Raw genomic sequence first — 25,676 nt, forward strand, 5'->3', positions numbered from 1 at the left:
GGGCCGGGAAGTTCCGGCCCCGCGTGCCCCGGGCGCCTCGGTTACATGTACATGGAGCCTCACGCGTCAGCCGCAGGGCGGCCGTACGTCAGGCGTATGCCGGAAAAGCGCGGTCGGGCAACGGATCGGGCAGTGGATCAAGCAACGGATCGGGCGGCGCGTCAGGAGGTACGGCGCCGGCCGGCCAGGACACCGAAGGCCACCCCGGCGACACCGACGCCGATGCCGACGATGCCCAGCACCCGTGCGGTGGTGTCACTGCTGTCGGCGGAGGCCGTCCCGGTCGTCGCGTCGGCCGTCACGTCATGGGGCGCGTCCGCGGTCTTCGTGTCGTCGTGATCCGAGGCCGCCCCGGTGCCGGCCTGGTCCGCCGCCGCGCCGTGCTCATCGCCCGTGGCCGCGGTGAGCTTCAGTACGGGCGCGGGGCTCTCGGGCTCCGCCGCGCCTTCCTTGGGCTCCTCGATCCAGCGGACGACCTCCTTGTTGTCGTACGTCTGGAGGGCCTTGAACACCAGTTGGTCGGCGTCCTCGGGAAGCTGGCCGACGGAGAGGGGGAACTGCTGGAACTGTCCGGGGCCGATCTTGCCGCCGTCGGCGGTCCAGGTGACCTTGGAGACCGCCTCGGTGATCGTGTTGCCGTGCAGCTCCAGCGGCTTGGCGAGCTTGCTCTTGGTGACGTCGATCTTCCAGCCGGGCACCGGCTGCGGCATCACGGACGCCAGCGGATGGTCGGCGGGGAAGTTCACTTCGAGCTTGGTGGTGGAGGCGTCGTCGCGCTCGTTGGGGACCTTGAAGTTGATCGTGGCGTAGCCGCCCTTGGCGGCCGGGCCCTGCGGCTGGACGCTGACATGAGCGGAGGCGGGACCCGCCAGCAGCAGAAGAGCCGTCACGGCGACGCCACCGGCGACGGAGAGACGGGTGACGGAGAGACGAGCGGGGTTCTTGGCCGCGGACCCTGAGGAGAAGGCGGAGAACGTTGAGAACACGGAACACTCCACGGTGTGGGGAGAAGGTGATCGGGCGGATGCGCCGAGGCGCGGACGCGCGACGGCGGCGCGACCTCACATCCGTCCGCCACGGCCGTCATCCGGACACGCATCTGTGTCTACGGCCGTGTCCGTACGGACGCGGCGGCGTGAGCACTTGAGTACGTGAGCGCGTGAGGCCTGTGGACGTGAGGGAGGGAGAGATACGTCGCGTCAGGCTGCGAGAGCGAGGGCCGTGGGAGGGCCGCGCCTGATCACCGTGTGCTGGAGTGCCGCCCCGGCGGTCACCGGAGGAGCGGCGTACGAGGTACGGGGAGCGCGTGCCTCTGGAGCGTGCGCGCCGGACAGTCCGGCGCGCAGGGTCCGTACGAGCGCCAGGGCCGCACGCAGGGCGCGCAGCGAGGCACTCTCCGTCACCTCACTGATCCCGTGCGCCGAGAGCCGGGTGAGCCGGACCAGCGCGAGATCCCCGCGGCGCAGCACCCAGCCGGTCGCGAGGGCGGCCAGCAGATGCCCGAGCAGCATCGGCAGGGAGGGAAGCAACCCGTCGGCGGAGTGCCCGGCGGCCGAACCGGAGGCCGGGGAAGAGCCCGCCGCCCCGATCGCGGCCAACAGATGCTGATGGGCCCCCGCCATCGCCCCGGAACCCGTGACCGTGGCCGCGCCCGCCGCCGTACCCGCGCCCGCCGCCGTGCCCATGCCCGAACCCGCCGGGTTGAGCCCCGCGTTGGCCACGATCCGCTGTGCGTCGACAGCGCTCAGCGAGGCCGGGCCCGCTCCGCAGACCAGTTTCGCGGCCAGTCTGATCAACGCGTCGTCGGTCCCCGCCGGCACCGTGAGATGCCGCTGCCCGAGGCCGAACACGCTGTGCAGAGCGAGCTGTCCGACCGTCAGGGCCAGCACGATGGAGGGTGTCGAACGCGCGCGTCCGGCCAGTGGTGCCGCGACGGCGAAGACGGCCAGGAAGCCGAGGAGCAGGGTCCACCAGGGGACGGGGGCACAGGAGGCCAGTACATGTCCGGTCGCCGACAGCACGACACAGACCGCGGTGAACACCGCGGCCCTCAGCAGCCGCGGAGCGGCTCCGGCGCGTACGAGACGGGCAGACATGGCCGGGCCATCATCGCACCGCGCCTCCGGGTGCCATAGGGCAGGTCCGGAAGGTCGTCCTCTGTCCCATACACCGCCATGCGCCACGTTCGCGTCCGCCGAATGGGGGCTATCACGTCAACCGCGTGCTTACGACCCCCCAAGGGGGGCAATACGTATCGGTATGTCGAGCCGCAGCCAGAAAGGCTGGAGCATGAGCATCTGGTGGTCTCTCCACTTGCGGCGCGAAGCCGCGAGCGTTCCGCTCGCCCGTCACCTTCTGCTCGGTGCCATGGAGACCGCAGGGGTCGACCCCGACATCTCCTTCGATCTCTCGGTCGCCCTCAGCGAAGCCTGTTCGAACGCCGTCGAGCACGGCGGTACGGGTGAGGACAGCGGGGACGACGAGGACGGACGCTTCACCGGGGCGCCCGGGGCGTACCGGGTGACCGCGTATCTGGACGGCGAGCGATGCCGTATCGAAGTGGCCGATTCCGGCCCCGGTTTCCCTGCCCGACGGGTGGTGCGCCGCCCCGCGCCCCCGCCCGCCCCCACCGCTGAGAGCGGCAGGGGCCTGGGCCTGATCGAACAACTCGCTGATCATGTGCATTTCCGCAATAAACCGGGGCACGGCGCGGTGGTCAGCTTCGACAAGATCCTCAAATGGCGGGAGGACGCGCTGCTCAGAGCCATGTGAGCCCGAGCAGCCCGCCCTCCGTGCCCGGCCATCGAGTCCGTCGGGCCCGCTCCAGCCGTCAGGTCCGTCAGGTCCGTCAGGTCCGTCAGATCTCAGCCGTCAGGCCTGCTTGAGGCCCGCCATCCAGGCCTCCACCTCGTCGGCCCGGCGCGGCAGCCCCGCCGACAGATTGCGGTTCCCGTCCTCCGTGACGAGGATGTCGTCCTCGATCCGGACACCGATACCGCGGTACTCCTCGGGCACGGTCAGATCATCGGCCTGGAAGTAGAGCCCCGGCTCGACGGTGAGGCACATCCCCGGCTCCAGCGTTCCGTCCACGTACACCTCCCTGCGCGCGGCGGCGCAGTCGTGCACGTCCAGACCGAGCATGTGCCCCGTGCCGTGCAGCGTCCAGCGGCGCTGGAGGCCCAGCTCCAGGACCTTCTCGACCGGCCCTTCGAGCAGCCCCCACGCCACGAGCTTCTCGGCGAGGACACGCTGCGAGGCGTCGTGGAAGTCGCGGTACTTCGCACCGGGCTTCACCGCCGCGATACCGGCCTCCTGGGACTCGTACACCGCGTCGTAGATCTTCCGCTGGAGCTCGCTGTAGCGGCCGTTGACCGGCAGCGTGCGCGTGACATCGGCCGTGTAGAGGGTGTGGGTCTCCACACCGGCGTCGAGCAGCAGCAGATCGCCGGAGCGTACGTCGCCGTCGTTGCGCACCCAGTGCAGGGTGGTGGCGTGCGGTCCCGCCGCGCAGATCGAGCCGTAACCGATGTCGTTCCCCTCGACGCGGGCGCGCAGGAAGAACGTTCCCTCGATATAGCGCTCGCTGGTCGCCTCCGCCTTGTCGAGGATCTTCACGACATCCTCGAAGCCACGCACGGTGGAGTCGACGGCCTTCTGGAGCTCGCCGATCTCGAAGTCGTCCTTCACGGCGCGCGCCTCGGAGAGATAGACCCGCAGCTCCTCGTCGCGCTCCGCCGTCACCTTGTCGGTCAGCGCGGCCTCGACGGAGGCGTCGTGCCCACGGACGTTACGGACCGGGCCCGTCGCCTCCTTGAGGGCGGCGGCCACTTTGCGTACGTCCTTGGCGGGGATCCCCAGCAACTGCTCGGCCTCGGCGAGGGAGTGCCGGCGGCCGACCCACAGCTCGCCCTGGCCGTCGAGCCAGAACTCGCCGTTCTCCCGGTTGGAGCGCGGCAGCAGATAGACCGTCGCGTCGTGCCCGTCGTCCTTCGGCTCCAGTACGAGAACGCCGTCGTGGGTCTGGTCGCCGGTGAGGTACGTGTACTCGGTGGAGGCGCGGAAGGCGTACTCGGTGTCGTTGGACCGGGTTCTGAGATTGCCGGCGGGGATCACCAGGCGCTCGCCGGGGAAGCGCGCGGAGAGCGCGGCGCGGCGCGCGGCGGTGTGGGACGCCTGTGCGATCGGCTCCAGGCCGTGCAACTCGGTGTCGGCCCAGCCGGACTTCATGATTTCTGCGAGCTCGTCGGACACGCCCGGGGTCAAACCGTTCTTCCTCGTCTTGATCGGTTCTTCTTCGGCCTCCGGGGTTTCCGGAGTCTCCGGTTCCGGGGTTGCCGGGGTCTCCTGGGTGAGCTCGTCAGCCACGTCTTCTCCTCATAAGGCTATGAATCCAGACCATCTTTTCCATCGTATGTGCGGGGGGAAGACCGCCCGGTGTCCCTGTGAGGAATCCATCAGCACCGGATCAGACCCCACCAGACCCGATGAGACCGGATGAGACGGGGTGGGACAGAGGGAGACGGGGGGAGACCCGGACGAGACGGAGGGAGACCCGGACAAGATCAGTCGAACCGCGCGGCGAGCAGGACCACGTCCTCCGCACTGCCGGGACTCCCCGCGCCGCCGGCGTTCCCGGTGTCCGGCCCGCCCGGCAGCACGGTCCGCAGTACATGGTCGGCGACCGCTCCCGGATCGTTCCTGGCGGACGGGGGGACGCTCGCCGCCGCCCCGTGCAGCCGCGCGTAGGCCCGGTCCATGGGATCGCCGGTGCGCCGCAGCAGCCCGTCCGTGTAGAGCAGCACCGTTTCACCGGGCGCGGGCCACACCTCCACGCTGGGCGCCTCCCAGCAGGCGAGCATGCCGAGCGGGGCGGACAGGGACGTCTCGACGAACTCGGTACGCCGGTCCCCGACGATCAGCGGCGGCGCGTGCCCGGCCCCCGCCAGCAGGATCTTGCCCTGGGCCGGTTCGGCGTACGCGAAGAGGGCGGTGGCCGTACGCGCGGGCTCGGTCAGCCGCAGCAGCAGCTCCAGATCGGAGAGCACGGCGACGGGGTCCTCGCCCTCCATGACGGCGTACGCGCGCGTCGAGGCGCGCAGCCGTCCCATCGCGGCCACCGCGCCGGGCCCGGAGCCGCTGACCGAGCCGACGGACAGGCTCACGGCGCCCTCGGGCAGCGGGAGAGCGTCGTACCAGTCGCCGCCGCCGTACGGGCCCGTGCGGTGGCGCGCGGCGAGCTGGATGCCGGGGATCCGGGGGAGCCGGCTGGGGAGCAGCTCCTCGGCGATGCTGGCTGCGCGCGTACGGGCCCGCTCCAGCTCCAGCAGCCGCGCGAGATGCGCGCTCGCGTACCGCGTGTAGAGACCGACGAGATGGCGCTGCCGTTCCACCGGTTCGGCGGGTTCGTCGTACAGCCAGACGACGGCCCCGAGCCGCCCGGACACGGCGCCGGCTCCCGTACCGGCGACCAGCGGTACGGCGTAGCTCGCGCCGTAGCCGAGCCGTACCGCGACCTCGCGCTGGCGCGGGTCCGCCTCCGTGTCACGGAACAGATCGGGAACGGCCACCGGCTCGGTCCGTGCGGCGGGGCCGTCCAGGAGCCTGCCGTACGAGGAGGCCCGGCGCGGCACGGTCTCCAGATGGCCGAGATCCGCGCGGGTGAGTCCGAGCCCGAGGGTGGTACCGGGGCCCAGACCGTCGGCCGGTTCGAGTACGACCAGTCCTCGGCGTGCGCCGACGAGGGCGGCTCCGGCGCGCAGCAGTTCCTTGAGCGCGCTGTCGAGTGAGCTGGTTCCGGCCAGACGTTCGGTGAGTTCGTGCAGGGTGGTCAGATCGGAGACCCAGCCGGCCAGCCGGTCCCGGATCAGCGCGCCGGGCGCGGAGGGAAGGTCATCCAGGGGCGGGCCAGTGTGCGCGGGGGCCGGAACCGTGGAATCGATTCCAGCCACTTTCGGCATGTTCGGGGCGCTCATGACAGTCGGCTTTCCGACGGGTGCGTTTCACTCAATAGCATCGCAAACCCCTAGGTCATTCCGCGCGGCTACCCATGTATCCACATGTACACGTACAACTTAGGCAATGTCCAGCATTGTCCCGGTGGAACGACCGGTGTCCTGAGACGTTCAAGTTGGCAAAAAAATGACCCCCCTGACCAGGTTTTGCGATCGACTGAGTGCGCTCAACAGGGGGTCCTTCAGGGACGAGTTCGAGTTCGGCCCGAGTGGAGCGTCATTCCGAACGTGGTGGGTACGTAAACGGTGACGGACAGGGGCAGTTGGGACCGCCCCGGAACCTGTCGGCGGGACCGGGCGTCTTAACCGCCGTAGGTCACACCTCATCCCCCGGAGTGGCGAGAAAAGTACAGCGGGACAGAGCGGGACAGTAAGCGCCATGCGCACGCCACCCCTCGCCACATGCTCGACGAAGACGGTCCGTGCCCGGCCCAGGAATGGCGTGATGCGCCGGCGGGCGGGGAGGGACCGTCCGTGCCTCAGGTACGGGGCGGCCATGCGTCGAAAGTGCGCGCGGTGACTACGCACAGTGATACGCACGGTGAAGTGATGCACACACATGGTGTCAGTGTCATGTGGACCTCGGCGTTCAACGGAAAGGAACGAGCGCTCATGCGCGAGATCCTCGGAAGGCGACGCAGGCTCCGGCGCAAGGGTGGGCCTGCCCAACTCGACGCGGCGCTCATCTGCGCCACCGCGTGGAGATGGCCCGTACTCCCCGGCGCCGGTCTCACGGCGGTCGGCGGACGCGGGACACGCGGACTCGGCTGCGCCTGCCCCGACCCCGATTGCGTCGTACCCGGCGCACACCCCTTCGATCCCGGTCTGCTCGCGGCGACCACCGACGAGCGCATGGTGCGCTGGTGGTGGCGGAACCGGCCCACGGCCCCGATCGTGCTGGCCACCGGCGGCAGCGCGCCCTGCGCGGTGAGCCTGCCGGCCGTCGCGGGCGCGCGGGCGCTCGTGGAGCTGGACCGGATGGACATCCGGCTCGGCCCGGTGGTCGCGACCCCCACGCGCTGGTCGCTGCTGGTGGCTCCGTACACCCTCGAACAGCTCGGTGAGCTGCTCTACGCCAAGGCGTGGGTGCCCAGTTCGCTGCGGTTCCACGGCGAGGGCGGCTATCTGGCGCTGCCTCCGTCGGAGGCGGCGGGCGGACAGGTCCGCTGGGAACGGGCGCCTCTGGCGGGCTCGGCGGCGCCCTGGCTGCCCGATGTGAAGGCGGTCGTGGACGCGCTCGTCGAGGCGAGCACGAGCGCGCCGGACGGCGGCAGCAGGCTCGCGTACTGACGGCGGTCGACGCGTCCCGTCCCGGGGCGCGTCGCGCCGGGTGCATCAGGGCCCGGCCCGTACGGCGCCGAGCTTCCCGGGTCCCCGGGGCAGGGCCGCCGCGCCCGAAGCGGTACGGCGCCGGCGTCGGCGCCCGCTGTCACCCGTACGGGTGCGAGCCGGACCTACGGGCGCGAGCCGGACCCCGTTGTACGCTCCCCTGGACGTTCCCTGCGGGGCCGGGCGCACGCCAAGGCGGGAGCCGGTCTTCCGACCGTGTCCGCAACCACTGTGTCCGGAACCGAGGGGTCTGCCGCGGCCGACTGTGCGACGGGCTCCGTGACGGACGGGACGCCTGTGACGGGCGATACGGCTGGCGGTATGACGGGCGATACCGCCGACGGGACCGCGCCGGGATGTACGGCCGAGCGATATGGGCCTGAAGTCGCCTCTCCCGAAGGGATCGAGGCGCGGACATGTGTACCGACCGAGGGACGCGACACAGGGGCCCGCACCGCATACCGCAATGCGACGGGCGTGAACTGCGCGCCCCGCTCAGCCCGATGGGCCCGTGCGGACGCACCGTACGGACACACCGCGTGGCCGGGGCCGCGGATGAGCCCGCGACCTGCCGGACGCCCCGTGAGCGGTCCCGGGGAACTCGTGCGGAATACACGGTGATCGTGGAGTTCGCGGCCTCACCGAAGCCGTCCGGCGGGGGCGATGGCGGGGAGTCCGGACCTCTGCTGCCGAGGTCGGGGAGCAACTCGTGGGCCACGGTGGACCGTTGACATACCGGTCGGCCCCGAGAACGCGGACGCCCGGTCGCTGGCGACGGGGGATGCACCAGCGACCGGGCTTCTAGAACGGTAACAAGAGATCGGCAGTTAGCAAATTCGATCCGGTGTATTCGGACAATGAATTACCTGCCGGTACGGGACGGTGTGACGGATGGTGTGACTGGTGTCACCGCTCCGCCGGGAGCCCTTCACCGCCGAAGGCACTGTCAGTGGACCGGCGGTGATCCGGTGGTGGTCCGGCGCTTCGACGGTCCCGCGATCGGGCGGTGACTCGCCGGTCAGCTCAGTGTCACCTGGCGGTTGGTGAGCCCGCCGCGCGCCCGTCGCTCGTCGCCCGTCAGCGGTGTGTCGACGGCCAGCGCCGCCGACAGCCGCTCGGCGAACTCCGCCGCCGGCTTCTCGCACTCCTCCGCGCCCATCGCGCTCGGCAGGTCCCACACCGGCACCGTCAGCCCGTGCGCCCGGAAGGAGCCGACCAGGCGGGTTCCCTCACCGAGGCTCGACGTGCCCGCGACATGCAGCCGGGCGAGCCCGTCCAGCAACCGCTCCTCGGGATACGGCATGACCCAGCGGAGGTGGTTCTTCTCGGGCGTCTCGCACCAGTACGCGGCGTCCGTGCCCGAGAGCCGCACGGTCGGGATCGCGGCGGCGTTGGCGCGCTCCAGGGAGGCGTTCACCTCGGCCGAGGCGTTCTCGGCGTCCGGCACCCAGAACTCGAACCCGGCGTGCACGACAGGCGTGAAGGCGGCCTCGGGGTCGAGCAGATCCTGAAGCCGCGGCCCGTCGGCGGGCACCCGCTGCGCCGCCACGGGATTGCCGGGCTCCGCCGTCAGCGCACGCCGGAGCGTATCGGCGAGATCGCGGCTCAGATCGCCGGACGAGGTGTCGTTCTGGAGCGCGAGCAGCACGGAGCCGTCGTCGCGGCGCAGCGCCGGCCAGGCCATCGGCAGTACGGTCGCGAGCGTCACGGACGGTACGCCCTCGGGCAGTCCGTCCTTGAGGGTCAGTCCGGCGGTCGCGGCGGGCACCAGCTCGCGCAGCGCGATCCAGTCGCACTCACCGGCCAGGCCCTCGAAGGGACGCTGGACCAGCTCGGTCACGGCATGCGCGGCGGCCCGGCCGTGGCAGGCCTTGTAGCGGCGGCCCGAGCCGCACGGGCAGGGCTCGCGGGCCCCCACCACCGGAATGGGTCCGTCCTTGAGCTGCGCCGTGGCGGCCTTCGTCTGGGGGCGCTTCTTGGCCATGGTGTGGCTTTCTCCCGTAGCGGCGGTGCGATGTCGGCGCGAGCCTAGCCGTACGGACCGACAGCACGGCGAGCGCGACGCGACGCGCGGAGGGTCGGTCCGGCGCCCTTCCCGTACCCGCGCTCCCGCTCAGGGGTGGCTCACACCGTCAGCTCAGGCGGCTCACACCGTCAACTCCCCGGGCCGGATCACATCCGGCCGCCCGGATCACTCGTCAGCTCGCAGCGTCGTAGGATCCGCGAAGGCGAGCCCGTCCAGGCCGTCCAGACCCTCAAGGGCGTCGAGCCCGTCCAACTCGCCGAACTCGTCCAGTCTGCCGCGCCCCGCGCCCGCACTCCCGCCCGCGCCGCCACCGGCGCCCGCACTCGCGCTCCCGCTTGCGCCGGCGCTCGCGCTGACGCCTGTGTCCGGGCCTGTGACGCGCGTAGCGTAATCGTTGCGCAGACGCACGGCCGCGACGATCACCCACACGGTGACTTCTCCGGACTCGCTGTCCCGTACGCCCCACTCCTGGGCGAGCGCCGAGATGATGTTGAGTCCGCGTCCGCCGCGGGCCGTGACCGAGGGTGTCGCGGGAATGGGCCGCGTCGGGCCACCGCCGTCCGTCACCTCGACGATCAGCCGTCCCGCCTTGTCGACGCGCCACTCCGCACGGATGTCGCCGTCGCCGATCTGCTCGTGCCCCAGCGGTCTGCCGTGCCGGCACGCGTTGCTGACCAGTTCGGAAAGGATCAGTACGGCATCGTCGACCACCGCCGCGGACACCCCGCTGCGGCTCAACTGCTCCCGCATCCGGTGTCGCGCTTCCCCCACGCCCGCAGGGCCATGGGGAACGGCCATGCACGACGACGTGGGCACTTCTTGTGCCACCACAAACGCCACCCCCGAGACCTCCTTCGCCCCACGCCACGGTGTGGATGCCCCATTGGCCTGGACCGGAAACCGGCCAAGCGAGGGCCGTTGACGCACTCGTAACGCTCGAATACGCATCGAACGCGCCGGTGCACTCCCCGTGCACCACCCGTCACTGTTCGGCACGGCCGAGTCGGATGGATTTGTCAGTCGATGTGCACGGCGCGTGGACGGCGTGCCTGGGCGGTGTGTACCGCGTGTCAGGAAAGTCGGCCGAGCTGGGACAGAACCTGTTTGGGGCGATTGGTGATGATCGCTTCGACGCCGAGACGCACACAGAGATCGACGTCTTCCGGCTCATTCACCGTCCAGACATGGACACGGTGGCCCGCCTTGTGCAGCCGCTCGATGTAGCCGGGGTGGTTGCGGACGATCCGCATCCCGGGACCCGCGATCCGGGAGCCGGCGGGCAGCCGCCCGTCACGCAGCCGGGGCGAGAGGAACTGCATCAGATAGACGGTCGGCAGCGCGGGCGCGGCATCCGCGATCCGGTGCAGCGAGCGGGCGGAGAAGCTCATGATCCGTACGGCCGAGTCGTCCGGTGCCGGATCGTGCAGACCGAAGCGCCTGAGCAGGTGCAACAGCCGCTCCTCCACCTGTCCGGCCCAGCGGGTGGGATGTTTGGTCTCGATGGCCAGCTCGACGGGCCGGCCGGTGTCCGCGATCAGTCCGAGCAGCCGCTCCAGCGTCAGTACGGAGGTGAACTCGCGGTCCCGCCAGTCCGGGCTCTCCTCGCTGTCCTTCCAGGAGCCGAAGTCGAGCGCCGCGAGATCGGCCAGCTCCAGGGCGGAGACGGCACCGCGTCCGTTGGAGGTGCGGTTCACCCGGCGGTCGTGGACACAGACGAGATGCCCGTCGGCGGTGAGCCGTACATCGCACTCCAGTGCGTCGGCGCCGTCCTCGATGGCCTTGGTGTACGCGGCCAGGGTGTGCTCCGGCGCGTCCTCCGAGGCTCCACGGTGGGCGACGACCTGGATGCTGTGCTGTCGTGCTTGGGTCACCGCGTCATGGTGTCATCGTGGCGGGGTAGGTAGGTGGACGGATGCGGTTCTCCGGTCGGTCGGATCAAGGTGCGATCGTTTTGTCCGAAATAAAGGATGGCGGACAGACACACAGGTCCTGCTTACAGTGGTCTGACGTGCCGTGGGAAAAGCTGACCGCAGATACTTGCGCAATCACGGAAACCTGCACGGCGGAACTGACTCGCACGGCGGAACCCTGCGGAACTCTTGCCGAAGACTGATGTGGAACCGAGGAGAAAGAGCTGTGAGCACTGAGAACGAGGGCACTGCGGCCCCCGGCGGCCCGTCCGTACCTCCCGTGCCGGATGCCGCTCCCCAGGGCACACCCGCGTCCGGTCCGAGAGAGGCGTGGCAGGAGCCGGCGGCGCGGACGGCCCCGCGGACAGGCTCGCAGGGGGGCGCGTACGGGGACGGACAGCACGCGGGCGCACAGCCTGGCGCGACCCGGCCCGGCGAGCCCGGTGCGGGACAGCCTGGCGCGGACGCACAGGCGCCCGTGGACACGCAGGCGCCCGTAGACACACGGCCGCCCGCGGTCGCTCAGGCGGGCCATCCGGAGGGGACGCCGGGCGGCGCCCCCGCGGACGGCCCGAAGGGCGCTCCCGAGCCGGGGCACGCGGCGGACGCCGGCTGGCCCCCGCCCCCGCCCGTGATCCCCTCGTACGCCGCCTATGGAGGCGGCGACGGTTCCTCCTACGGAGGCGGTGGCGATGGTTCCGGAGGCGGTGGCGACGGCCCGCAGTGGGGCGCCCCCATGCCCGGCCAGGAGCCCCGGCCGGCGCGCAGGCGCCAGGGCGGTCTGATCACCGCCGTGCTCGCCGCCGCGCTGATCGCGGGCGGTATCGGCGGCGGGGTCGGCTACTGGGGCGCGGAGCGCAACGACGAGAACGGCGCCGGTTCGACGACGGTCGCCGCGGCGGACGCTCCCAACGACATCAAGCGCGAGCCGGGCACGGTCGCGGCGGTGGCCAAGAAGTCGCTGCCGAGTGTGGTCACCATCGAGGCGCAGGGCGGAAACGGCGAGGGCGGCACGGGCACCGGCTTCGTCTACGACAAGGAAGGCCACATCCTCACCAACAACCATGTGGTGGCCTCCGCGGCGAACGGCGGTGACCTGACCGCGACGTTCTCGAACGGCGACAAGTACGACGCCGAGGTCGTCGGCCGGGCCGAGGGGTACGACGTGGCGGTGGTGAAGCTGAAGAAGGCGCCCCCCGGTCTGACCCCGCTCCCGCTCGCCAATTCGGACCAGGTCGCGGTCGGCGACTCGACGATCGCCATCGGCGCCCCGTTCGGCCTCTCCAACACCGTGACCACGGGCATCATCAGCGCCAAGAACCGCCCCGTCGCGTCGGGTGACGGTTCCGGCGCCAGCAACTCGTACATGAGCGCCCTCCAGACCGACGCCTCCATCAACCCGGGCAACTCCGGCGGCCCCCTGCTGGACTCCCGCGGCGCGGTCATCGGCATCAACTCGGCCATCCAGTCGGCGGGCAGCGGCGGCCTGGGCCAGTCCCAGGCGGGCTCCATCGGCCTCGGCTTCGCCATCCCGATCAACCAGGCGAAGAATGTCGCCGAACAGCTCATCGAGACGGGCCAGCCGGTCTACCCGCTGATCGGTGCCACGGTCACGATGACCGAGGGCGGCGAGGGCGCCACCATCTCCCCGCAGGGCGAGGGCGGCACCCCGGCCATCACCCCCAACGGTCCGGCCGCCAAGGCCGGTCTCAAGGCGGGCGACGTCATCACCAAGTTCAACGACACCCCGATCGACAGCGGCCCCACCCTGATCGGCCAGATCTGGACCCACAAGCCCGGCGACAAGGTCACGCTCACCTATATCCGCGACGGCAAGGAGTCCACGGCCCAGGTCACCCTGGGCGAGCGCAAGGGCGAGAGCTGACCGACCGGCCCCCGGGGCGTCACGGGTCGAGCGAGTCGAGCGAGTTGAGCGGGTCCAGCGCGGACTCCCCGGCTCATATGAAGCAGAGGAGAGGCGGGGTACCGGAGCGAATCCGGTACCCCGCCTCCCTGTTCGTGCCCTGCGACTCGTGCGCCGCGACTCGTGCCCTGCGCCGGAAGGGTCAGCGGCGGTCAGCGGCCGACCATGAACTCCTTCCAGGAGCCGTACTCGCCCATGCGCCCGTAGACGTCCACGGCGAACACGGTGACCATGCACGGCCCGTTGTACGGAGGAATCCATGTGATGGTGGACGTCTTCGTCATCCGGCCGAGGCCGCTGTCTCCGCAGGCGCCGGAGATGTCCCACGAGTAGCCGCTCAGCAGCCGTCCCTCGTCACCCGCCCCGGGCTTGATCCCGATGGTGATGGGGGAACGAGTGGACCCCGTCGAGATCACCGTCAGCTGTGGCGCGAGCGGCCCGTTCGTGGTGGCCGGGGTGAGGCGGTCGACAACGGTCTGGGCGGAGGGCACCGACTCGGCGCCCCCCTGGCCGACGGCGGCAACGTAGTAGTACGCGTTCCCCTGCGGGGCGGAGCGGTCCTCGTACGACGTGGCGGACGCCCCGGCACTGCCCACGAGGGCCCAGGCACCGGTGGGGGAGGTGCGACGGTAGACGTGGAACCCGGTGGCCGCCGTGTCCGGACCGTCCGCCGGGGTCCAGGTGAGCTGAGTGAAGGCGTCGGCGGGCTCGCCCTTGAGCGCGGAGGGGGCGGGCGCCGCGGACGCCGCGGGGCGGGTGACCGTCACGGGCTCGGAGGCGGGGGAGATGTTCCCGGCGGAGTCGACGGCGTGAAGGGTGTACGTGGAGGGCGTTCCCGCGTCCGCGACGGGGTCCGTGTAGGACGTACCGAAGACGGGCTGGGGTCCGTCCAGGTCCTGCCCTCCCGCGGGCGCGGCCCACACCTCGTAGTGGTCGACGTCCTTCGAAGAGGGCTGCCAGGTGAGCGCGTTGCCCGCGGTCGTCCCCAGCGCGGACAGACCGGCGACCCGCGCCGGTGCCGTGCGGTCGACGGTGGTGACGCCCTTGTCGGCCGTGCCCGCCGACTCGTTGCCGGCCTTGTCGTAGGCCCGTACCTCGTAGTAGTACACGTCACCGGTCTTCGGAACGGTGGAGTCGGTGTACGACGTGGAGGTGGTCGTCGCCAGGGGCTTGCCGAACGAGGCGCCCTTGAGACGGCGGTGGACGCGGTAGCCCGCGAGATCCATCTCCTTGTTCTTCGCCCAGGTCAGCTTGGCCTTGCCGGTCGCGGCGTCGTACGAGACCGCCGGCCCCGTCGGCACGAGGGGTTTGACCTTGTCGACGGCCGCCGTTGTCCGGGGCTGGTAGGCGAACTTGACGGCGGCGCCTCCGGTCCAGTTGACGAAGTCGACGCGGAGGGAGTGCTTGCCGGAGGGGATGGTGATGTTGACGGTCTTCTTCTGGGTGGTGGAGACGTTCTTCCAGAGATCGACCTTGCGGGTCCCGTCGAGGTAGACGCGGATGCCGTCCTGGGCGGCGACGGGCAGGGAGAAGGGGCCGCCGGACCCGAAGTCGCGGGTGACGGACCAGCGGACACCGAAGTTGTCCTTCGGCAGCCCGGAAGCGGGCGCGCCGGTGCCCCAGTTCTGGTCGATCGCGCTGTCGCAGTCCGTCTTCCTGGGCGTGCCGGAGAAGCTGGTGTTCGCGAAGAACTGCCGCTTGAAGACCGGGGAGGCGCAGGTCGTGGCCGCGGAAGCCTGAGCGGCCACGGCGAGTAGACCGCCGGTCGTGGCGAGCACCACCGTGGTGGCCAGCGTGGGCGCGAGGCGCCGAGCAGGTCTCATTTCGTTCCCTCGGTCCTTGTGTCGTCGACGCCGTACGAGCGGGCGCCGGAGATCAAGACATCTGACACCGGGGGTTGGTTGTGCGGATGCTGGGAAGAGACCGTGAAGGGTGTTTCAGTGCGGGCGTTTCAGTGTGCCGACCGTGGAGTTCGGCTTCGAAGCGCGGGGCAGGGCAGCCCCCCGCGGGCCGATCCCGGCGGGCCGTCCCTGGCGCCCGGCAGGCGTTGTCAGACCCGCGCTGTACGGTCCGTTCCATGGCTGAGAGACCGACGACGAACTGGCGCGGGGGCGTGGCCGAGGAGGCCGCGGAGCTTGCCGCCGGCACCTTGGATCCCGACCGCGCGGGCATGGCCGCGTTGTTCCCCGATGAGCTCTTGTCCGCGACCGATGCCGTCCTCGACACGTTCGAGGCCGAGTTGCCCACGCTCGCCGAAGCGGACGACGCGGGGGTCTTCGCCGTGGTGGAGCGCGTCGTCCTGGCCCTGAACGCGGTGAACGAGTCGCACGACGGCTGCGCCTTCGAGACCGATGAGCGCGAGCGGTTGTGCGCCTACATCGATAAGGCCCTGACCGAGCAGGGCGTTGATGTCGTCGCCCTGACCGCCAGGCGTGGACTCGGTCGGTACGAACTCACGGACCAGTGGCGGGACTGGTGAGCAAGGCGCCGTCACGGCCCGTCCGGATGATCCGATCCCGAACGGGACCTACGATCCGACGGGTGGACGCCGGACGCTGCCTCGGGTGACCGGCCCGACGTCACGTGTCTCGGCCCGCTTCCCGAGCCGTACGCTCCAGTCGGCTCCGATAGTTCTCCCACCACGCCGAATCGCCCGGTGCCATGCCGTCGTTGCCCTTGTTCATCCCCACGGCACCGTCGATGAGTTCGCGGACGATATCGGCGTGCCCCGCGTGCCGGTGCGTGTCAGCGATCACACGCACCACGGCATGATGCAACGTCACCCCGTCCCTGCCGCTCGGCCACCACGGCACTCTGCCGACCGTGTCTAGCGCCAGCGCGTCGAGCGTCGCGTCCGCGTGCGCCCAAGCCCGGCGGTAGAGCTCCACGATGTGCCTTTGTGACTCGTCGGCGGTGGCCCACATGTCCGCGTTGGGCTCACTATCAGGTTCGAGCCAGGGGAGCAGCTCGCCGGACGGCCGTCCGAAGGTGTCGCCGAGGTACCCCAGCTCCACGCCGGCCGCGTGTTTCACCAGGCCCAAGAGGTTGGTGCCCGTAGGCGTCAGCGGACGGCGGACGTCGTACTCCGAGAGCCCTTCGAGCTTCCACAGCAGGGCATCGCGGGCGGACTGCAGATAAAAGCGGAGGTCAGCCTTGGGATCCGATGCGGTCATGTGGCAAGTCTGCCGCTCGCGCGATCTCTGTCCAACGGCTTTGTCCATTGCTCCTCCGGCTGCCCTTGGCGCGACGTGACGGCGACACCGACGCACGAGCTCCGCGGGCCGTGACCACCCTCTGCCCAGCGCGCCACAGCGAGATCCGGCACCCGGTACGCTGTAGGCGCTCCGCCCCTGGTGGACGGGGCGCAGGTGGGTTGCCCGAGCGGCCTAAGGGAACGGTCTTGAAATCCGCATTCGCCCTTACCGCCGACTCCTGAACCCAGACCCCAGGGTCTTCGCAGCTAACAAAGCTGCACGTGGGATGGGATGCGGAACACTCTGGCGGCCCCTCCCACCCATATGACCGTCCCACCCTGTCCCACCCGATCCCGCCGTGGATCAGGACGTGTGGCCACCCTGTGGCCAACCTGTCGGCCGCCCAGCTCGGGCCGGTAGGAGCACACGCACGCGACGCGGGACTTCCCTACCTGGATTCAAATCCCCAAACCGCAGGGTGAGTTACAACTTTCTCCACTGGTTCAAGGCGGCTCGCTTTGCTTTTCGCGCGCGGCCCGGCCCCCGGCCGGGCCTGCGCTCCTGTCTCCGTCCCGCTCCAGCCCTGCCGGCGCCTGTGCCGCGCGCACAGCAATCCGCCGCCTGCTGCCAGAGAAGAGGTACGTACTGCCAGGGCGGTCGGCTCCGCGCTAGGTGATCCCTCAACCGTTGTCAGTGGCTGGCAGTAACCTGACCAAGCAGAGCCGGAAGGGTGACCCATAATTGCCAGGAGAGCACTTGACCGAGAGTACCCGTGGGGTGATTTACATTCTCGCAAATTCCCTCATCCCTGGAGTATTGAAGATCGGCCGCACACACAGAGAGTCCGCAGAGCGCGCTAGAGAGATCTCCCGGGCAACCGGAGTTCCGACCGAGTATGAAGTGATCTACGATCAGGTGGTAAGCGACGCTAGCGCCGCAGAAAAAGAACTGCACTCACTACTTCGCATTCACCGCGTGAACGCGCAACGCGAGTTCTTCAGAATCCCAACCCGCGAGGCAATTCGATACGTACAGAATGTCTGTGCTCGCTATCCAGTGAACGAAGTAGTTGAGGCGGTAGAAATAGATACCCTACCCGCCATGGAAAATCGAATGCGCCGATGGTTGCGGCGCGACCTAGTGGCGGTGAAGTTCGTGCAATATCCCGACCTATGCCTCATTAAATGGGTCATCCAACCGGACTTTAAAAAACTTGCAGCATACGAGAATATTTTCGATCTGGCGGTAATCGGCGACGAGCGAGGTAGATGCATGGAAGATCGAGTACGACACCACGATATTTATCAATGCGAGGGTGGATCTTTTTGCCCAGTCCACTATTCCGCTAAAGAGAACTTCGAGTTTTTTCTTGAGCTAGACCCATATTCGATGATCATGACAGGATTGGACATCCTGACTCCTGAAGCATCCGACTATGTGGCTCATCTTTGGGAAGATCGCAAGCTGGGGCCACCAAATCGCTTAGGATGGAATATCGTCGGCGTTAAATACGACATGATGGGACCTGAAGAAGAGTGGCGAAAAGTTCTGGCTAAGAATGGAATCGCCGATAGGGGAACCGAAGGTGGCGCCGAAATTATCGACGGCTGAACCAGCGTCCTACAGCAGTCACTGCCCAATGCCTCGCCGCCACGGTTCCGCCGTCGTGACTAGCTTTGGTCGACGACACAAGCCAGTGGCGTGGCCGAGGCCAGTGGGGTGCAGCGAGGCACACGCACACGCGCACGTGCTCGGTCGGCGCACCCACTGTCGTGGCTGACTGTCGTCGGCTGAGCTTCGTGCCACTGCTGTGCCAGATACAGGCGTCAGCCACGATCAACAGGAGTGTCTCACAGTTAAGTTTCCGGCAGCCCGATCAGGTGTCGAAGCCCCAGCTCAGCAACATGATGCTCCAGCCTCTCTTCTAATGCGGGTGTCACAGGTTTGAATCCTGCCGGGGACCAGCGCGCCGAGGCCAGCGGACTGTGCGCCCTTCGCGGACTTCATGACGTACATGTCCAAGGGCTCATGCCGCCGAAGGCCGCCTGCTATTCCAACAGCAGGCGGACCAAATGGTCTAGCTCTTCGGCATCTGGGGAAACCGCAATGACAGAGCGAACGACCTGGCGCAGCTTGACGAACTAACTTCCGAGCACACGGGCCGAGGAAACTCACACTTGCCCAAGGGGCCCAAAGTGCGCATTACTGTTGCGTCATAGAGCCAGCTTAGGTTCCTCTCCTTCTCCCAACACAGGGCGAGCGCACTTTGCCGCTGGCTCAATGTTCGGAGTCGGGCACCATGAAGCTGCGCAGCTGATCAATCAGTACAGTTACTTGCAGGAGGAGGTCTGAGAACGCGCTCGACAACCCTTTCTTCTCAAGATTGAAGTGCGTGGCAGCGCGCTGGTAGTCCTTACCGCCCCTGACATGGGCTGGCCCGCTGCGAAGGCCATTGAGGTTCCGCAGAAACGTGATGAGTTCTTCCCGTTCCGGGAACTCGACCTCATCGAGGTACTTCTGAAATTTGGTGATGCCTTTATCGTTAGGCTCAACGGTGATGTGCTTGGCGAGCTCACGTTCATTCAAACGTTCCACGAGAACCTTCGATAGCGACATGACCTGGTCGTCGAATTCCTTCTGGTTCTCGCTCGCCGGGACATGCAGCGTTGCCCAGTTGTGTTCGTCTTCAGGCCTGAGCGACTTAAACAGATCCCATCCGAACTGGTCATTCCAGCTGTCACGAAATCGCTCGTACGAGGCTTTAAACGCGAGCGCAGGCTCATCGGCGGCAGCCCACTCCCCCAGGATGCCGCGTCGGAACGCAACGTCACTTACATTTCCATCGGGCGCGACGTTAAAGCTCTTCCAGTAGAGTTGTTCCTTCTGGGAGAGCCTGCCGAGGTCGCCCAGATAGACAACAAGATAGTCCCGATGGTTGTTGTCGAGCCGGAGCCCCCAGTACCCACCGCAGTAAAGGTGACTGTCTTCGACCCGGTACTTCGCAGGGTCGTTGTAATACTTGGCCATGACGGCCTTACTGAAAAAGACGGGCGTCAGAAAGTTGGGCGCTCCAGGGTTCTTGCCGAAGAAGTTTGCAAGCTTCTCCTCGTCGCAGGTGAAGGAGACGTTTTCCCCATCCTCGTCGACGCCAATGATGAACTGCTCGTACTCTCGGCTGTCGCGATCACGAATCCATGAGGGGAGGGGATTCCCTGAGCCCTCGATTACCTTCTTCCCCATGATGCGTGCCATAGTCCGACGGGCAGGGTCGGAGATACCGGGAAGCATGTCCACCCAGCGAATGTATCGGTAGTTAGCTTCCTGCTCGTCCACGTTCTGCTTCTCAAGACCCAGCTCGTCCAGCGTTTTCGACGACCAACGGTCAAACTCAAAGAAGAGCAGCATCACCATGCCGCGAGCTGCAAGGTACTCCTTGATGTACTTCGCCCGCACTTGGATTTTCTTCGGCGCCACACGGACGACTTCAACATCGTCGCCGTTGTCGTCCAGAGCGATAAATACGCCCTTCTTCCGGTCCTCGTAGAGGTTGTGGAAGTGCCGGAACTCCTCGGCCAGCTCAAGGTACGACGGCTTGAGGCCATGGAATTCACGGCTAACGATGAACGGCTCAATCCCGTCGTCATCGCCGAAACGGTGGTATTCGCGCCTACCGTCGCCGTAGATGGAGAACCCCGGCATCCCGTGGCCAATGAGCAGATCCCACGACGTGTTGGAAAGGCACCTGTCCAAGGTCTCGGGCCGGGCAAGCGCACAGTAGTAACTTGCCTCCTCGTGCTCGCCCTTCGTGAACTCATAGACAGTGATCCACGGTTCGGTACCGAGCTTGTTGGCGACGTAGTCCAGACGGTCAGGGAATTCAAGAGGGGATCGCTCATTCATGGGCGCACTTTATCCTAACGCTACGTAGAGGGAAGCGGGTTTTCCGTAGCGGGATCCACTGACGCGATCGACGGCACTTGCCCCCTCGGAATCAGCCCTGCCACTCGTGCAGAAGTCCGCCAGTCATGAGGAGCGCCGAGTATGCGTCGGCCTTGACGGTTTCAGCAGTCTCCGGGTGCGCCCCCAGGTCGCACATGAACTTGAGAGAACGCCGCACCTGCTCGGCACGCGGCGGGTAGCCGACCCTGGTCTTGTTGGCTTCCCTGCGGAGCGTCTTGAACGCCGCTTCCACATCGGCCTCCTCGTCCTCCTCGTCGGCGGTCTTCCCGACGAGCGCCGCGAGCGACTGGCGGAGCGCTTCTACGGTCAGCCGCCACTCCTGCTTGAGGTACTGCTTCTCTGCGTCTCGGTAGAAGTCGAGAGCCATCTTGAACTCGTCCGACCGGTTGGCGCCCGGTGCGTCCAGCTCGATCAGGAGCAGGCGTCGGTACTGCATTTGTTCAAGGACGGCCGCCCAGTCGCTTTGGGTGAGCTCGCATTCGATGCCGCCAACATCGATGCGTTCGAGGTTGCCGTCGTTCATGGTCGTGCCGGTGAGCTGCAAGCGGAACTTTATGCCGCCCGTGCGGTGCTCCTCGATCACCTGCAGATGCCGGTGGTCGACATCAGCCACCAGGACGAAGGTTGTGGTGGCTGCCAAGCTGTGCAGTGTGACCGGTGAGTCTTCGACCGCAAGCCGTCTCACGTAGCCGCTCGTTGATCCGAGTCCCTCCGCATACAGCCTGCCCTCGAACCACAGCGGCTTCTGGGCCGCCACCTCATCTCGGCATGAGGCTTCTACGTGGAAACGAAGCTGCATCACGCCGAGCCCGCTTGTGGGGGAACGGTGGTAACACGTATGTGCTGAAGCTCGAACAGCTCGACCAAGCGCCTGAGTCGAGTTGAGTGCCAGCACAGTGAGCCGTCAGCCACAGGCCCAGCCGAGTGTCTAACTGCGTGACAACGCCGACGGACAACGGCAGACGAGCACGGACGCCGACGGACTGGCAGCGCAGGTGACGAGCACACCAGCCGAAGGCCGAGCCCTCGCCCAAGTTGCTTCGGGAAGAAGCAGTCGCTCCGTTAGGGTGCGTCGCATGACCAACTTCGCCCCGGTCTGTCCCGAGTACAGCCGACCCATGAAGTCTGGCGGCTTCGTGCTCTCTGGCGGGAGGACGATGGCCGGCAGACCTGCCGGACGTTGTGGAGGTGTAGCGCTCGGCATGTCTGGTGGAACTGGGCGATCGGCCGAATAGGCCTTTGGAGGCATGACCGGTGCCGGAGCTCTTCTGCTCACATACAACGTTGACATCAACGCCCCCGGACGGCGGCGACATTCAGCACCCACGTGTGGCACCGGTGCCCGAGGCGGGCCCCAGCCAGGCCGAGAGGAGGCCGAACTCTTAAAGCGGTGCTCCGAGCGGCTGTCATAATCATTCGATGGCAGGCGCGCACCTACCGACAGGTTGGCCCCTGGAGGAGATCCGCAAGGTCTCCGGCGACCAGGAGGCAACGCCTCTCGACACCGATCGCGTCGTGATGAGCTGGCCGGCACGAGGCGAGCGCCTCCACCCCGAGATCGTCTTGGGATTCCGCGGACTCTGTCTGGTGAAAGCCGTCAATGACGATGACTGGTACATGGGCAGCCTGAACAACGACGGCAGCGTCATGTACTCGGTTGAACGGACGCGCCCGCCGCGGGCTGCCCTGAAGAGACGTCCGTCCGGTGCTGTGCCGTGTGTGGCGAGGTGGTGGCGAAGCAACGCGACGAGCGCCGGTGGGATCGGGATCGCGCGGGTGGCGCGGCGGGCGCGGCGCTTCAGGCCGCGTTCCTCGTACGACTTGCCGTCGTTCGTCCAGCCGGAGCCGACTTCCGGACGGCTGCCCGCGAGGATGAGTTCACCCCAACCCTTCTCCGGTAGTCGGCAGTCCTTCTTTCGGAGGTCTGCCGCTTCGGACGGACGCATGGTGGCGTAGTAGAGGCAGCCGAAGAACGCGTGGAGATGTTCACCGCGCGGTCCTTGTGTACGTACGGCCTCCAAGAGGTCGCGGGCCAGCGTTGGGCCCGGGACGTACCGGAAGTCGACCTCGTCGTCCGTCTGGGGCGGGGACCAGTCGATTCGGCTGAGAGGGTTCGTCGTGAGCAGATCGCGTTCCACCGCGTAGCGTAGAGCGTTGCTCAGGACGGTCTGCTTGCGGTTGACGGTGTTGTCCGCGGCCCGTTTGCCGTCCAGCTTGACGGACAGCGCTGCGAGCGCGGGCCGCAGATTGTCGGACTGGGCCAGATCCTTGACCTTGATGGAGTGCTTGGCCACCCAGGCCAGTGCTTCCGCGATGTCCTCGGGCGGGTCGGTCACATCCTTGCGAGGCGCCCACTCGTCATCGGCGTCGCGGGTCATTTGAAAGGCCCAGTTCCTGAGCGCCTGCCGTAGGAGCGTCCGGTCCGGCGCTCCTTTCTTTGTAGTCGTGGTGAGTGTGGGTGTCACGTTCGTCAGGGCTTCGGCGATGCCCACCCGGTGCTTGGCTGATGCATTGGGCCACTTCATGAGGGCGTACACACACGCGTGCTCGTACCAGGTGGGGGAGTTGAGCGCGCGGAGCTCAGTGGTCGGGAGACCCGTCTCCGTGTCGAACTGCTCGCCGTTGCGCTGAGCCGACATGAGTTCAGAGCGTCGGCCGTCGGCGAGGGTCTTGGTGGCGAACGGCTGCTGATGAACCTCGTCCCCGACCTTCCAACGGAGCTGATATGGAGCGCTCTTGCTCGGGCGGCTTCGGACGCCCCAGATACGCACGTCGTAGGTCAGCATGCGGGCATCTCCTCGTGGTCTTTGAGCCACTTGTCGAAGTCGGAGCGACGAAAGCGGAGTTGGCCGTTGGGGAGCTTGATGGACTTCGGGGCCTGGCCGCGGGCGCGCATGCGGTAGAAGGCGGCGCGGGACAGGTCGAGTTCGTCCAGGAGGTCGCAGAGCTTGAGGTGAGGTTCACGGCGCACGGTGATCGGTCCCCTCGGTCGGTGCGTGGCGGTGCGGTACTTCGGGCGCGGGGGAGGGCGTCAGCGGCGTCAGCGGAATTCGCTGAGCTGCGGATTTGCGCTGCTGACGGGTGTCAGCGGGCGTCAGCGATGTCAGCAGTGGGGTGGGTACGGGCTGACTGTGCTGACGTGTGCTGGCGTTGTGGCTGCTGTCGTTTGTGCAGGTCACCGGGTTGTGCTGACACTGCTGACGGTCTGGAGGGAGGGGTGGACGTGGTAGGTCGCTGATGACGGCTGGCCCGCTCGGCCGGTCCTGGCGGGGGTGTCGGCGCGGAGGTAGCCGTGGGATTCGAGTAGCGCGAGCGCCGGTTCGACCTGGGTGACTGTGCGGAAGCGGCGGGAGGCGGCGACCGCGTCGCGGCGTTTGACCGACGTGCGCCAGGTGCCGTCCGTCCTGGGGCGGCGCAGCCATTCGAGGATGGTCTGTGCCGCGTCGGTGGCGGGATCGGACGCGATCAGGTCGAAGACCGCCAAGGCGTGCTGGGTGTAGTAGTCCGTGATCTCCGCTGCCCGGTCGATGGTGCTCTCTTCGACGGGCTGTCCCCATCGGTCATCCGCTGCTCGGTCGGCGAGGTGGAGCAGCAGCGCGACGCGGGCCGTGTGACCGACGAGTTTGCCCGCCCAGTCCAGGAGATGAGAGAGCGGCTGCTCGGGGCGCAGGGCCACTTCGAGTTTGTCCTGTAGGGCCTCTACGGCTCGGTCGGCCTGTGCGGTGAGGGGGACGGTGACGGGCTCGGGGAGGGCGTAGAGCGTGTTCAGGAGGCCGGACAGGCGGGAGTGGTAGAGCCGGGCTACGGCCTCCGGTACGGGGGCGGTGCGGGTCCTGCGGTAGCCGAGGTTTGATGCGGGCAGCGCGTACAGGAAGCGGGCGAGCAGGCCGCGGTCACGCGCGCCGGGGGCTCCGGCCAGGTCCTGAAGCACGGCTGGCTGGGGTGTGATGCCGATGGTGAGCGCGGGCTTGTCCACGCTGGGCTGCTCGCGGGTGATCCGGTCCGTCTGAAGGCGTTCGCCCTTGTGAGCCTGGAGAAAGACGCCGAGGTTCGGCTTCGCGCTGTAGCGGCCCGCGATGATGTCGAACAGGTCGCCTTCGGGGGACAGCGCGGCCAGGCAGCGATGGATGGCGAGTTGCTGGGCGAGCGGTTCGGGGGTGATGTCGCCGGAGACGGTGAGGCGCGGGCGCGGCGGTACGTGGATCTCTTCGGCGAGCAGCTTGGCGGCGGATGCCTCAGCGACCAGCGCGGTGCGATCAATGCCGTCTCCGGGCTTGCGGGCCCTGGCCATGAGCCCTTCGGCCTCGGCCAGTGCGGCTTCCTTCGTCGTCTCGGCCTCAATGATCCGGGCGCGGGACTCCTCCTGGAGCTGGCGCTCGACGTCGTACACCGGCTCGGTCATGGCGGCGAAGACGTCGGACTTCCGGGAGGCCGGCGGCATCGCGCAGACGAGGTAGAGGTTCGACTGCTCGCGCCAGCCGGGCCGGATCTCGACGTGCACCCGGCCGCCCGCCGCTGTCGAGAGGGCGGCGAGAGCCATGGTGGCGGCGAGATCCGGGGGAGTCTGCGTGAACTCGGCTACGGCGGCGACGTGTTCCGCAATCCACGGTGTCAGGGCCGGGACCGGAAAGATCGGTAGCGCGGCGTGTGTGCCGAGGGGGATCGGGGCTGGCCATCGTTCCGTGGTGTGGATCGTGGCCAGTTCAGCGGTTGCCTCGGCGGCGATCCGCTCGGTCCCTTGCGTGCCACTACGGCCGTGTGCGATCAGCCGGGTGCCGGTCTCGATGAGACGGCGTTGCCGGGCGACGTCTACGACGATTTCGGCGTAGTACGAACCGTTCGCTGCGGTGGGTGTTGCCTGAACCAGGGTGTGCAGATAGCTGGCTCCACCGACCCGTTGGAGATCGCCCTGATCGCGTAGGCGGGCAGCCACAGTGATCGGGTCGACCGGCAGCCCGGCGCCGTGCATGGCGGTGATCGCCGCGTGGATGGTGGCGTGTGCCGGGCGGTAGTAGTCATCGATCGCGACCACTGCCGTGACTGCTGTGATCGCGTCGCGCGACAGAAGCATGGCGCCCAAGGCGGCTTGTTCGGCGTCCTGGTCGTTCGGTGGAACCGTCTCCGTGTCGTACGAAGGATCGGGGGGCGGAGGGGAGGGAAACGCGCTGCTCACCGTGTGGCCTTTCGCGAACTCGCGACGGTCACGGGGAGGTGCGGGAACATCCGTGCGGTCGCCGGAGCGACTACGCGGACACCGCGGATGTGGTGCATCCTGATGGCACCTCCTGATCCGTGGATGGGATGGGAGATACCGGGGCAGCG

General features: G+C 68.0%; 19 protein-coding genes. 5 read left to right on the forward strand and 14 right to left on the reverse strand.

Annotation, left to right across the window (positions count from 1 at the left end; genetic code table 11):
• Nucleotides 1-161: 161 nt before the first annotated feature.
• Together ACWGDX_RS20350 and ACWGDX_RS20355 are read right to left on the reverse strand one after the other, a co-directional pair.
• On the reverse strand, nt 162-890 hold the full coding sequence (locus ACWGDX_RS20350; RefSeq protein ID WP_453627538.1) for a YcnI family copper-binding membrane protein: 729 nt from the start codon (nt 888-890) through the stop codon (nt 162-164).
• Nucleotides 891-1,199: 309 nt separating this feature from the next.
• Complete coding sequence (locus ACWGDX_RS20355; protein WP_453627407.1) at nt 1,200-2,096, reverse strand: hypothetical protein; 897 nt, start codon at nt 2,094-2,096, stop codon at nt 1,200-1,202.
• Between the two features lie 193 nt (nt 2,097-2,289).
• On the opposite strand from ACWGDX_RS20355, the gene ACWGDX_RS20360 reads away from it, so the two are divergent.
• Nucleotides 2,290-2,772, forward strand: a complete 483-nt coding sequence (locus tag ACWGDX_RS20360) for an ATP-binding protein (RefSeq protein ID WP_453627409.1) — start codon at nt 2,290-2,292, stop codon at nt 2,770-2,772.
• Between the two features lie 99 nt (nt 2,773-2,871).
• On the opposite strand, the gene ACWGDX_RS20365 is transcribed toward ACWGDX_RS20360, so the two are convergent.
• Both ACWGDX_RS20365 and ACWGDX_RS20370 read right to left on the reverse strand, forming a co-directional pair.
• Nucleotides 2,872-4,365, reverse strand: coding sequence for an aminopeptidase P family protein (locus ACWGDX_RS20365; RefSeq protein ID WP_363083157.1), 1,494 nt, complete (start codon nt 4,363-4,365; stop codon nt 2,872-2,874).
• Nucleotides 4,366-4,562: 197 nt separating this feature from the next.
• On the reverse strand, nt 4,563-5,972 hold the full coding sequence (locus ACWGDX_RS20370; RefSeq protein WP_453627411.1) for a PP2C family protein-serine/threonine phosphatase: 1,410 nt from the start codon (nt 5,970-5,972) through the stop codon (nt 4,563-4,565).
• 651 nt (nt 5,973-6,623) lie between these two features.
• Between ACWGDX_RS20370 and ACWGDX_RS20375 the strand changes: the two genes are divergently transcribed.
• On the forward strand, nt 6,624-7,301 hold the full coding sequence (locus tag ACWGDX_RS20375) for a bifunctional DNA primase/polymerase (RefSeq protein WP_453627413.1): 678 nt from the start codon (nt 6,624-6,626) through the stop codon (nt 7,299-7,301).
• 1,057 nt (nt 7,302-8,358) lie between these two features.
• On the opposite strand, the gene ACWGDX_RS20380 is transcribed toward ACWGDX_RS20375, so the two are convergent.
• From ACWGDX_RS20380 to ACWGDX_RS20390, 3 genes are all read right to left on the reverse strand, one after another.
• Nucleotides 8,359-9,324 carry a DUF5926 family protein gene (locus ACWGDX_RS20380; RefSeq protein WP_453627415.1) on the reverse strand — a complete coding sequence of 322 codons (966 nt, stop codon included), beginning with the start codon at nt 9,322-9,324 and terminating at the stop codon, nt 8,359-8,361.
• 207 nt (nt 9,325-9,531) lie between these two features.
• Nucleotides 9,532-10,293 carry an ATP-binding protein gene (locus ACWGDX_RS20385; protein WP_453627417.1) on the reverse strand — a complete coding sequence of 254 codons (762 nt, stop codon included), beginning with the start codon at nt 10,291-10,293 and terminating at the stop codon, nt 9,532-9,534.
• Nucleotides 10,294-10,436: 143 nt separating this feature from the next.
• Nucleotides 10,437-11,237 carry a glycerophosphodiester phosphodiesterase gene (locus ACWGDX_RS20390; protein ID WP_453627419.1) on the reverse strand — a complete coding sequence of 267 codons (801 nt, stop codon included), beginning with the start codon at nt 11,235-11,237 and terminating at the stop codon, nt 10,437-10,439.
• A gap of 265 nt (nt 11,238-11,502) precedes the next feature.
• On the opposite strand from ACWGDX_RS20390, the gene ACWGDX_RS20395 reads away from it, so the two are divergent.
• Nucleotides 11,503-13,161, forward strand: coding sequence for a trypsin-like peptidase domain-containing protein (locus tag ACWGDX_RS20395; RefSeq protein WP_453627421.1), 1,659 nt, complete (start codon nt 11,503-11,505; stop codon nt 13,159-13,161).
• 191 nt (nt 13,162-13,352) lie between these two features.
• Here the strand turns inward: ACWGDX_RS20395 and ACWGDX_RS20400 are convergent, their stop codons facing one another.
• Nucleotides 13,353-15,023 carry a fibronectin type III domain-containing protein gene (locus ACWGDX_RS20400; protein ID WP_453627423.1) on the reverse strand — a complete coding sequence of 557 codons (1,671 nt, stop codon included), beginning with the start codon at nt 15,021-15,023 and terminating at the stop codon, nt 13,353-13,355.
• Nucleotides 15,024-15,277: 254 nt separating this feature from the next.
• Here ACWGDX_RS20400 and ACWGDX_RS20405 point away from each other — a divergent pair, with 254 nt between their 5' ends.
• Nucleotides 15,278-15,679 (forward strand): hypothetical protein, encoded by a 402-nt coding sequence (locus ACWGDX_RS20405; protein ID WP_453627427.1) that lies wholly within the window; start codon nt 15,278-15,280, stop codon nt 15,677-15,679.
• A gap of 100 nt (nt 15,680-15,779) precedes the next feature.
• Here the strand turns inward: ACWGDX_RS20405 and ACWGDX_RS20410 are convergent, their stop codons facing one another.
• Nucleotides 15,780-16,373, reverse strand: a complete 594-nt coding sequence (locus tag ACWGDX_RS20410) for a DinB family protein (protein WP_453627428.1) — start codon at nt 16,371-16,373, stop codon at nt 15,780-15,782.
• Nucleotides 16,374-17,150: 777 nt separating this feature from the next.
• Between ACWGDX_RS20410 and ACWGDX_RS20415 the strand changes: the two genes are divergently transcribed.
• On the forward strand, nt 17,151-18,005 hold the full coding sequence (locus ACWGDX_RS20415) for a GIY-YIG nuclease family protein (RefSeq protein ID WP_453627430.1): 855 nt from the start codon (nt 17,151-17,153) through the stop codon (nt 18,003-18,005).
• 666 nt (nt 18,006-18,671) lie between these two features.
• Here the strand turns inward: ACWGDX_RS20415 and ACWGDX_RS20420 are convergent.
• The 5 genes from ACWGDX_RS20420 to ACWGDX_RS20440 all read right to left on the reverse strand — a co-directional run bounded on the left by ACWGDX_RS20420 (nt 18,672) and on the right by ACWGDX_RS20440 (nt 25,527).
• Nucleotides 18,672-20,294 (reverse strand): hypothetical protein, encoded by a 1,623-nt coding sequence (locus tag ACWGDX_RS20420; RefSeq protein WP_453627432.1) that lies wholly within the window; start codon nt 20,292-20,294, stop codon nt 18,672-18,674.
• Nucleotides 20,295-20,385: 91 nt separating this feature from the next.
• Nucleotides 20,386-20,994 carry a hypothetical protein gene (locus ACWGDX_RS20425; protein WP_453627433.1) on the reverse strand — a complete coding sequence of 203 codons (609 nt, stop codon included), beginning with the start codon at nt 20,992-20,994 and terminating at the stop codon, nt 20,386-20,388.
• A gap of 772 nt (nt 20,995-21,766) precedes the next feature.
• Nucleotides 21,767-23,140 carry a tyrosine-type recombinase/integrase gene (locus tag ACWGDX_RS20430; protein WP_453627435.1) on the reverse strand — a complete coding sequence of 458 codons (1,374 nt, stop codon included), beginning with the start codon at nt 23,138-23,140 and terminating at the stop codon, nt 21,767-21,769.
• Nucleotides 23,134-23,325 carry a helix-turn-helix transcriptional regulator gene (locus ACWGDX_RS20435; protein WP_384983328.1) on the reverse strand — a complete coding sequence of 64 codons (192 nt, stop codon included), beginning with the start codon at nt 23,323-23,325 and terminating at the stop codon, nt 23,134-23,136. The genes ACWGDX_RS20430 and ACWGDX_RS20435 overlap by 7 nt, the downstream gene beginning before the upstream one ends.
• Before the next feature lie 204 nt (nt 23,326-23,529).
• Nucleotides 23,530-25,527: a DUF3987 domain-containing protein gene (locus ACWGDX_RS20440; RefSeq protein ID WP_453627437.1), complete on the reverse strand. Its 1,998-nt coding sequence runs from the start codon at nt 25,525-25,527 to the stop codon at nt 23,530-23,532.
• Nucleotides 25,528-25,676: the final 149 nt, after the last annotated feature.

This window comes from Streptomyces sp. NPDC055025 (genome assembly GCF_053608565.1).

What these genes read in the sequence shown, in the direction of transcription:
- ACWGDX_RS20355 (WP_453627407.1), bottom strand. Translation starts at nt 2,096, where the DNA reads ATGTCTGCCCGTCTCGTACGCGCCGGAGCCGCTCCGCGGCTGCTGAGG.
- ACWGDX_RS20360 (WP_453627409.1), top strand. Translation starts at nt 2,290, where the DNA reads ATGAGCATCTGGTGGTCTCTCCACTTGCGGCGCGAAGCCGCGAGCGTT.
- ACWGDX_RS20370 (WP_453627411.1), bottom strand. Translation starts at nt 5,972, where the DNA reads ATGAGCGCCCCGAACATGCCGAAAGTGGCTGGAATCGATTCCACGGTT.
- ACWGDX_RS20375 (WP_453627413.1), top strand. Translation starts at nt 6,624, where the DNA reads ATGCGCGAGATCCTCGGAAGGCGACGCAGGCTCCGGCGCAAGGGTGGG.
- ACWGDX_RS20380 (WP_453627415.1), bottom strand. Translation starts at nt 9,324, where the DNA reads ATGGCCAAGAAGCGCCCCCAGACGAAGGCCGCCACGGCGCAGCTCAAG.
- ACWGDX_RS20400 (WP_453627423.1), bottom strand. Translation starts at nt 15,023, where the DNA reads ATGAGACCTGCTCGGCGCCTCGCGCCCACGCTGGCCACCACGGTGGTG.
- ACWGDX_RS20405 (WP_453627427.1), top strand. Translation starts at nt 15,278, where the DNA reads ATGGCTGAGAGACCGACGACGAACTGGCGCGGGGGCGTGGCCGAGGAG.
- ACWGDX_RS20410 (WP_453627428.1), bottom strand. Translation starts at nt 16,373, where the DNA reads ATGACCGCATCGGATCCCAAGGCTGACCTCCGCTTTTATCTGCAGTCC.
- ACWGDX_RS20420 (WP_453627432.1), bottom strand. Translation starts at nt 20,294, where the DNA reads ATGAATGAGCGATCCCCTCTTGAATTCCCTGACCGTCTGGACTACGTC.
- ACWGDX_RS20430 (WP_453627435.1), bottom strand. Translation starts at nt 23,140, where the DNA reads ATGCTGACCTACGACGTGCGTATCTGGGGCGTCCGAAGCCGCCCGAGC.